This window comes from Rhizobium ecuadorense (assembly GCF_001187535.1).
In the GTDB taxonomy this organism is placed as follows: Bacteria; Pseudomonadota; Alphaproteobacteria; order Rhizobiales; family Rhizobiaceae; genus Rhizobium; species Rhizobium ecuadorense.
The window spans coordinates 1-445 of the sequence record NZ_LFIO01000391.1 but is presented as its reverse complement, the minus strand read 5'-3'; the positions used below and the strand labels follow the sequence as shown (position 1 = coordinate 445).

Sequence of the window (445 nt, the reverse complement as noted above, 5' to 3'; positions counted from 1 at the left end):
GCGCCGCCGGTGATCGTGTTGGCCAGCGCATTGCCGGCGCCGCTGAAGCTGGCGGTTCCCGTATAGGTCAGGTTCTCGACATTGTTGCCGAGCGTATAGCTTGCCAGCGCCGTGCGAACCGTGTCGGTCCCCGCATCGGCCGCCTCGGTGACGAGGTCGCCGGCATTGTCGACGATATAGGTGTCGTCGCCCGTCCCGCCGATCAAGCGATCGGCCCCGGCTCCGCCATTCAGCGTGTCGTTGCCGTCGCCGCCGGCAAGCGCATCGGCGGCAGCGCCACCCGTGATCGTGTTGTCGAGGCTATTGCCTATCCCGACAAAGGCTGTCGTGCCGATGTAGGTGAGGTTCTCGACATCGCTGCCAAGCGCATAGCTTGCCAGTGTCGTGCGAACCGTGTCGGTCCCCTCATTGGCGGCCTCGGTGACGAGGTCGCCGGCATGGTCGA

The 445-nt window shown here is 65.8% G+C and carries 1 protein-coding gene; it reads right to left on the bottom strand.

Translation table 11 applies throughout. The annotated features are described in order from the left end of the window. The coding region (locus AF337_RS10530) for a calcium-binding protein (protein ID WP_425287886.1) at positions 1–445 on the bottom strand (445 nt) is incomplete at both ends.